The organism is Pseudofrankia saprophytica, from assembly GCF_000235425.2.
Taxonomy (GTDB): domain Bacteria; phylum Actinomycetota; class Actinomycetes; order Frankiales; family Frankiaceae; genus Pseudofrankia; species Pseudofrankia saprophytica.
Genome location: NZ_KI912267.1, coordinates 1220861 through 1229189 on the forward strand (window position 1 = coordinate 1220861; position 8329 = coordinate 1229189).

The 8329-nt window shown below is 71.6% G+C and carries 5 protein-coding genes; 2 read left to right on the forward strand and 3 right to left on the reverse strand.

Annotated elements, in window-relative coordinates; all coding sequences use genetic code 11:
- The first annotated feature begins 419 nt into the window (after nt 1–419).
- Nucleotides 420–2402 (forward strand): MFS transporter, encoded by a 1983-nt coding sequence (locus FRCN3DRAFT_RS0239650; RefSeq protein WP_007516396.1) that lies wholly within the window; start codon nt 420–422, stop codon nt 2400–2402.
- A 104-nt stretch (nt 2403–2506) separates the two neighbouring features.
- Nucleotides 2507–3007, forward strand: a complete 501-nt coding sequence (locus FRCN3DRAFT_RS0239655; protein WP_007516397.1) for a MerR family transcriptional regulator — start codon at nt 2507–2509, stop codon at nt 3005–3007.
- A 54-nt stretch (nt 3008–3061) separates the two neighbouring features.
- On the opposite strand, the gene FRCN3DRAFT_RS0239660 is transcribed toward FRCN3DRAFT_RS0239655, so the two are convergent.
- The 3 genes from FRCN3DRAFT_RS0239660 to FRCN3DRAFT_RS50390 all read right to left on the reverse strand — a co-directional run bounded on the left by FRCN3DRAFT_RS0239660 (nt 3062) and on the right by FRCN3DRAFT_RS50390 (nt 7967).
- The gene (locus FRCN3DRAFT_RS0239660; RefSeq protein ID WP_007516398.1) at nt 3062–4438 is read right to left on the reverse strand and encodes an MFS transporter; all 1377 of its coding nucleotides are present in this window, start codon (nt 4436–4438) and stop codon (nt 3062–3064) included.
- 338 nt (nt 4439–4776) lie between these two features.
- The gene (locus FRCN3DRAFT_RS0239665; RefSeq protein ID WP_007516399.1) at nt 4777–5907 is read right to left on the reverse strand and encodes a uroporphyrinogen-III synthase; all 1131 of its coding nucleotides are present in this window, start codon (nt 5905–5907) and stop codon (nt 4777–4779) included.
- Nucleotides 5908–6188: 281 nt separating this feature from the next.
- Nucleotides 6189–7967 carry a helix-turn-helix transcriptional regulator gene (locus FRCN3DRAFT_RS50390; RefSeq protein ID WP_007516400.1) on the reverse strand — a complete coding sequence of 593 codons (1779 nt, stop codon included), beginning with the start codon at nt 7965–7967 and terminating at the stop codon, nt 6189–6191.
- Nucleotides 7968–8329 lie beyond the last annotated feature (362 nt).

Here is an 8329-nt window from a genome sequence, read left to right on the forward strand (position 1 = left end):
GCGTCAACCTCCCGCACACCAGCGCGCATGCCCATCCGGCGATCTTTGGCGCGCCTGAGCGGTGATGAGCCAGGCTGATCGCGAACAAGGTACGCACAAATACGACAAATCGGGCCGTGGAGAACCAGTCCGCATACTCAGGTGGCGATCATGGATGAGGTCCCTCCGGTTGAGTGCCAATGATCGCCGACGGTGTAGGCGAACTGGCGCTTGGCGGGTGGTCGGAGGCCTGGACCCCGGCCGCCGGGCGGCGGTGGCCGACAGACCGGCGGCGGCCGACAGACCGGCGGTGGCCGACAGACCGGCGGTGGCCGCACATGACAACCGCCGCCAGCGCATGACCACTGTGAGTGCGCGGCGACCACTCTGGGGTACCCGCCGCGGATGGAAAGGCGACGCGAATCTCACGTTCACGTGAGATGGAGGTAGTAGCGTCGGAGGACGTGGCGACGTCGGAGAGCAGAGCGAAGAGCACAAGCCGGTCACAGAGCCCGCACAACACCTCGGCACCGCCGGGGCCGGGCGTCCCAGGCACCAGGACCGCCCCAGACGCGGTAGCCGCCCCAGGCACAGCGGTTGTCCCCGGCTCGACGGGGACAACGGGGGCGACGGCGGCACGGGACAGCGGCTACAAGTGGGTCGCCCTGATCAACACGACCATCGGCATTCTGATGGCGACGATCAACGCGTCGATCCTGCTGATCGCACTGCCGGACATCTTCCGGGGCATCAAGATCGACCCGTTGGCTCCGGGGAACACGTCGTACTTCCTCTGGATCCTGATGGGCTTCATGCTCGTCACGTCGGTGCTGGTGGTGAGCCTCGGCCGGGTCGGCGACATGTACGGCCGGGTCCGGGTCTACAACCTCGGCTTCGCGGTGTTCACCGCCGCCTCGATCCTGCTGGCCGTCACCTGGATGCACGGTGACGCGGCCGCACTGTGGATCATCATCGTCCGGGTCATCCAGGGCATCGGCGGCGCGATGCTGATGGCCAACTCGACGGCCATCATCACCGACGCGTTCCCGGCCGACCAGCGCGGCTTCGCGATCGGCGTGAACGGCGTCGCGGCCATCTCCGGGTCGTTCCTCGGCCTGCTGATCGGCGGTCTGCTCGCGCCGATCGAGTGGCATCTGGTCTTCGTCGTGTCCGTGCCGTTCGGCGTCTTCGGCACCGTCTGGGCCTACCTGAAGCTGAAGGACAACGGCGTGCGGACGCCGGCACGCATCGACTGGGCCGGCAACCTCACCTTCGCGGTCGGGCTGATCGCGGTGCTAGTCGGCATCGTGTACGGGCTGCAGCCTTACGGCGGGCACACCATGGGCTGGACGAACCCGTTCGTGCTCACCTCCATGATCGGCGGCGTGGTCGTGCTGATCGCGTTCTGCTTCATCGAGACGCGGGTGGCCGACCCGATGTTCGCGCTCGAGCTGTTCAAGAACAGGGCTTTCACGATGGGCGCGGTCGCCGGCATGCTCGGCGCGCTCGCCCGCGGCGGGCTGCAGTTCATGCTGATCATCTGGCTGCAGGGGATCTGGCTGCCGCTGCATGGCTACAGCTTCGAGCGCACCCCGCTGTGGGCCGGCATCTACATGATCCCGATGACCGTCGGCTTCCTCATCGCCGGCCCGATCGCCGGCCGGCTCACGGACCGCTACGGCGCCCGCCCGTTCGCCACGTTCGGCATGATCATCAGTGCGGCCGCCTTCGCCATCTTCGATGTCATCCCGATCGACTTCGGCTACGTCTGGTTCGCGCTGGCCCTGACGCTGATCGGCATGTCGATGGGGCTGTTCGCGGCGCCGAACACCACCAGCGTCATGAACTCGCTGCCCGTCAACCGGCGCGGCGCGGGCGCGGGCATGCTCAACACGTTCCAGAACTCGGCGCAGGTGCTGTCCATCGGCGTCTTCTTCACCGTCATCGGCCTGGGCCTCGCCTCGTCACTGCCGGACACGCTCTACTCGGGCCTGGTCGGGCAGGGCGTCGCCAGCGGCAAGGCGCACGAGATCGCCGGGATCCCGCCGGTCGGCAGCCTGTTCGCCGCGTTCCTGGGCTACAACCCGATCAAGCAGCTGCTCGGCGACGGCACCCTCTCGACGCTGCCGGCGGACAAGGCCGACTACCTGACCGGCCAGCAGTTCTTCCCGCACCTCATCTCCGGTCCCTTCGGCGACGGCCTGCACCTGGCGTTCGCCTTCGCGGCCCTGGCATGCCTGCTCGCCGCGGTGATCTCCTGGATGCGCGGCGGGCAGGACCCGCGAGTGCACCGGACGCTCGCCGCCGAGACCGCCGCGGGCCTGGCCGCTTCCGGCGACGTCGCCGCGGACGAGATCGGCGTCGGTGGTGTGGGCGGCCTGGACCCGGCGGAGGCGGATACGGACATACGGGTCGGTCCCTGAATGGCTTGGCATATCCCCGTGAGGGCGGTCGGGGCGAGGCAGACATCCGGCCTCGGACGCCCGGCGTGCTGCGGGCCGGCCGACTTCCTGGGAATACTGGAAGCATGACGGACGGTGGGGCGACGGGGCGCGGCGTGAGCGAAGCCGCGTTAGTGGGTGGCTCGGGCGACGACGGCGCGACGGAGCTGCTCGGGATCGGACCGGCGGCCCGCGAGGTGGGCGTCTCGGTGCGCTCCCTGCGGTACTACGAGGAGATGGCCCTGCTGACCCCGTCCGGGCGCACCACCGGCGGGAACCGGCTGTACGCGCCGGACGACCTGGCCAGGGTCCGCCGGATCCGCGAGCTGCAGCAGCTGCTCGGTTTCAACCTCGACGAGGTCCGCGAGGTGCTCGGCCATGAGGACCGGCTGGCCCGGGTCCGCCACGACTGGCAGGCCGCCTCGGCGGACGAGGACCGCCTGCGCCTGCTCGACGAGGCCCGTGAGGCCTACCTGAAGCTGCGGGACCAGGTGGAGGCCAAGATCAAGCGCCTGGACTCGTTCCGCGACGAGCTCGACGCCAAGATCGCCCGCGGCGACCGCCTCCGCGAGTCCCTGCCGACCTGAGGCGGGGCTGGTGGCGAGGCGCCTCATGCCTCGCCACCAGCCCCGCCGGGCGGGTCAGATGCCGGGGAGGCGGCGGGGAGACGGGCGCAGATAGACGGCCCAGGTGACGACGAAGCAGAGTGCGTAGAAGGCGATGAAGGCGATGTAGGCGCCGTTGCCGGTCTTGTACGTCAGGAACGACTCGCGGAAGGCCAGGTTCACCAGCACGCCGCCGAAGGCGCCGATCGCGCCGGCGAGCCCGATGAGCGCGCCGGACAGGCGGCGCGCCTCCCGGTTGGCGGCGTCCACGTCCGGGTCACCGGCGAGGACCGCCTTCGCCCGGAAGATCGCCGGGATCATCTTGTAGGTGGAGCCGTTGCCGATACCGGCGAAGGCGAACAGCAGCAGGAAGCCGACGAGGAACAGGGGCAGCGACTTCGCCAACGACGCCGCGAGCACCAGTCCGGCGCTCGCCGCCATCGCCACGAAGTTCGCGAAGGTCACCCGCGCGCCGCCGAGGCGGTCGGCGAGGATGCCCCCCACCGGCCGGATCAGCGAGCCGACCAGCGGGCCGAGGAACGTCAGGTAGGCGGCCTTGATGGGCGTGGAGAAGTCGGCCTTGAACTGCACCTGGAGCACCTGGCCGAAGGCGAACCCGAATCCGATGAACGAGCCGAAGGTGCCGATGTAGAGCAGCGACATCACCCAGGTGTGGCCGTCGCGGGCGACGTCGCGCATGGCATGCGTGTCGTTGCGGGCCGAGGAGATGTTGTCCATGAACAGGACCGCGCCCAGCGCCGACAGCACGATCAGCGGCAGATAGATCGCCAGGATCACCCGTGGGTGCTCCTTGCCCGCCGTCGCCAGCACCAGCAGCCCGACCAGTTGGACCGCCGCGACGCCGAGGTTGCCGCCGCCGGCGTTCAGGCCGAGCGCGCGGCCCTTGAGCCGGTCGGGGTAGAGCGTGTTGATGTTGGTCATGGAGGAAGCGAAGTTACCGCCGCCGACGCCCGCGAGCGTGGCCACGATGATCAGGGTGGTGTAGCTGACGCCGGGCTTCAGGATGACGGCCGTCACCGCGAGCGGCACCAGCAGCATCACCGCGGAGACGATCGTCCAGTTGCGGCCACCGAACTTCGCGACGGCGAACGTGTACGGCAGCCGAAGCATCGCGCCGGCCAGCGTCGGGACGGTGGTGAGCAGGAACTTCCCGGCCGGGTCGATGTGGTACTTGGGGCCGAGGAAAAGGACGATGACCGACCACATGCTCCAGATCGAGAAGCCGATGTGCTCGGAAAAAATCGAGAAGACGAGATTCCGACGGGCGACGCGCGCCCCGGTGTTCTCCCAGAACACCGGGTCCTCCGGCCGCCAGTCGTCGATCCACCGGCCCGATTTGGCCGGCGAGGCCACCCCGCCTACCGGCCGAACGCCTTCCGCCGTCGTACTCATGCCATTCCCTTCACTGCGCCTGGGGCCTTGAGGGCAGGCGAGAGAATTCCACGCCCCCGCCAGCCCGACGTCGGGTACCAGGTTCGACATGAACGTAGGAAGCCGCCGTTACGGCGGCAGCCTCCGGCCGTGACGATTCTTGATCCTTTCGCTCACGCCGCTCGCGCGGCCGATGTGAGCCGGCCGTCAAAGAGAAACCGGGTACCCGTGAGCGGGAATGCGTTCCGGCTCACGCGGGCACGCCACAGCCGCGACACGCCGCCGCGAGCATGCGCGGGGCGCGCCGGCGATCGGTCCGCCGGGCGCCCGGGCGGCCAGGCGCGCGGGCGGGCGGCAGGTCAGCCGGTGGCGAGACGGTAGCCGCGCTTGAGGACGGTCTCGATGGCCCGGCCGGCCGGGCCCAGCGCCGTGCGCAGCCGGGCGACCGTCATCTCCATCGCATGCTCGTCGGCCCCGGCGCCCGCCCCGGTGCGGGTGAGCAGCTCGGCGCGGGAGAGCACCCGGCCCGGCCGCTCGGCGAGGGCGACCAGCACCGCCGCCGCCTTCGGCGCGAGCATGACCGGCCGGCCGCCGTCCACGACCACCGCACAGCCCTGCACCCGCAGTCGGTGCCCGCCCGCGTCGACCTCACGGGCGCGCCGCGCGGGCAGCTCCTCGCAGACCGTGCGGACCAGCGCGCCGAGCCGGTACCGCTCCGGGTGGACGACCGGGATGCCCAGGCGGCGCAGCGGCCCGGCGCACACCGGACCGACGCAGGCGGCCAGCACCGGCCCGCGCATGGCGTCGACGAGCGCGGCGTGCTGCCCGAGCTCGGTCGCCGTGGCCAGCAGGCTGGCGACCGCGGGGGCGCTGGTGAACGCGAGCGCGTCGACGCCGCCGGACACCACCTGTTCGACGAGCCTGCGCACCGGCCGTGGGTCCTCCGGCGGCTCCCAGCGGTAGACCGGGACCTCGACGACGTCCGCACCGGCGGCCCGCAGCCCGTCGATCATGCCGGGCAGTGGCTCGCCGTGCAGCTGTATGGCGATCCGCTTGCCGCGCAGGTCCTGGCCGAGCAGGTGGTCGAGCAGCTCGGCACCCGATTCGGAGACCGGCGACCAACACTCCGACAGCCCGGCGGCACGCACCGCTCCGGTGACCTTCGGGCCGCGGGTGAACAGCCGCGCGGCGGCGAGGCCGTCGGACAGCTCGTCGCCCAGCCCCCAGCCGTGGGCGGCCTCCATCCAGCCGCGGAAACCGATCCCGGTGGTGGCGACGACCGCGTCGAGCGGCGCGGCCAGGCAAGCCCTGGTCGCCTCCAGCAGCCGGCCGTCGTCCTCGAGCGGCACGATCCGCAGCGCCGGCGCCTGCACGACCTTGGCGCCGCGCCGTTCCAGCAGGCTGGCGAGCTCGTCGCGGCGGCGGGCGGCGGTCAGGCCGATGGTGAATCCGAACAGCGGGGGTACCGGACCGAGATCCGGTTCCGACATTCCGCCTCCCTCACTGGCAATACGGCCGACCCGGGCTCATGCCTCGCAGACGATACCGGCCAGCATCATCGGAGGCGGTGTCCTGTCAATTTCGTCACGACTTCACCGAGGTAACACACCCGCGGCTCTCGAAGACGATCTCGACAACCTCACGTCGCTAGTGAGCGCTATGTGCGGACATCGTCCCATCGGCTTACCGCGGCGAAACAGAATAGAAATATCAGCCTGACGCCGGGTATTGCGACCGGCCACGCGTGAAAACGCCGGCGCACCCGCGTCGACTACTCCTCCGGGCGCGCTGGACGCTCGGGATCCTGCAGCCGGTCGGTGAGCTCGGTGACCGCGGGGAGGGTCGGCCAGCGCTCGGCGACCTGGTTGTGCAGCCTGCGCACCTGCTTCATGACCCGCCGGGAACCAGTGGCCCGGGCGATCGCGGCGGCGTCCAGGGTGTCCGCGCAGGCCTGCTCCGGCTCGGCGGTGTGGATGTGGGCGACGGCGAGGTGGTAGACGTACTCGGCCGCCCACTCGGCCCGGCGCATCTCGTCGGGGAGGCCGGTGAGCCCGGCCCTGAGGTCCACGGCGGCCTGGCGCGCCCGCCGCGGGTCGACGCGGGCCAGGTAGCGATGGGCGAGCCCCTCCTGCAGCCGGGCGAACGCCGGTGAGAAGTAGTAGCTCCACGCCGGCGGGCCGTCCGGGTGCTCGCCGGCCCTGCACCACATCTCACGGGCCTCGCCGAGCTTGCGGTCGGTCGCCTGCGCGTCGCCGGCCATCGCGTGCCCGCGAGCCTCCTGCCCGGCGTCGTAGGCGAGCTGGCCGGGGTAGACGTCGGGGACCCGCTGCGCGGCCTGGGACAGGCCGATGAGCGGCCCGACGGCGCCCGCCTCCCAGGCGAGGTGGCCCTTGTAGCTCAGGATGTTCGCGGTCAGGCTCCGGTTGTCCGACTCGGCGGCCCACTCCGCGGCGCGGTCGAGCCAGACCCGGGCCTGCGCGGTGGCGCCGGTGTTGGCGTGCAGCCAGCCGGCGAACTGGGCCCACTGCGCCGCGATGTCCACCATCGCCTCGCGAGCCGGGCCTCGGGCCTCGAACACCAACGGCACCAGCGCGGCGAGCTGCGCGGTGACCGGGCCCAGCAGGGGGGCCGACCCGATGGTGTCCTCCACCTCGCGCTGTGCCGCGAGGATCACCGACAGCGCATCGGCCAGCGGGGCGTCGGCCACTCTGGCCGCCCGGCTGGCGGCGCCGCGCAGCCGGGCGGAGGTGAGGGCCCTGGCGGCCGCCTCCTGCGCTCCCGCCGGCGCGTCCGTGCCGGGGCTCGCCGACGCGTCCACGGGCGAACCGAACTCGGCCGCGGGCCCCAGCGCCGTGAGCGCGTCGTACTCGTAGACGTCGAGCGACGCCGGCCGCGGGACCACGGCGGACAGCCGGGTCGCCAGCGCCGCGCGCGCCGCGGCGCGTTCGGCCACGGTCGCCCTCGATGACCGTCCGGCCGCCGGCTCCGACCTGCTGGTGACCGCCCGCGCGAACACGGCCCGGCCGCGGGCTCGCCGACGCGCGGTCGGCTCTCCAGGTGAAGGCTGGGTGCCTCGGGCCTGGTCGCCCGCGTCCCGCGGCTCCGGCGGCCCGTCAGCGCTAGCCGGCGAGCCCGGCCGGTCATCGTGATCGGCGAGGTGGGTCATCCCGGCCAGCTGCGCGAGGCCGTCCAGATCGGCCAGACCACCCAGGCGTGGCGGCCGCCGGACGCCGCTGGACCCACGCGCCGCCGAACGGCCGCCACCGCCACCGCCAGCGGCGGCGGCCTCCGACGGCAGCGCCGCGCGAAAACCCAGCGCGACCTCCGAAGCGGCGTAGAGCTCGCAGTAGGCCCGTTGGTACCGCGGCCCTGGATATGACTCGCCACGCTCGTGCCGGCCAACTGTCTGAAACGTGGCGTTCGGCGGCGTGAAACCCGCGAGGGCCAGATTGCGTATCGCGTCTGCGACCTGGTCGAGCGTCAGCCCGTGGCGTTCCCGGTACCGTCGCAGTCGATCCGGTTCCCAGCCGTGGTGCACACTCGGAGCCATTGGCGTCAGACGCTCCTTCCATGTCCACGCCGAGCATAACGGCCTATGCCAGTAGGCAGTTTGGCCCGACCACCTAAAGGTGGCCCACGGCTAACGGAACGGCTAATCCAACGGCTAATACGAGATCATCCGCAATGGTTCCCCGGATGGCCCCCGCCTACCCCGATTAGCCGAACGTGCTGGATCCGCTGCCGAGCGCAGTTGAAGCTACAGACGACGGGCTCGGCCGGCACCGCTCCCCGGGGCCGGCCGAACCCGGCAACGGTGGGCCGACAGCGTGGTCGGCGCACCGCAGGGCACGGACCGAGCTCCGCCAGGTCCCCGCGCCACAACCCGTCCCACCCGCGCGGCCTCCCCCAGGG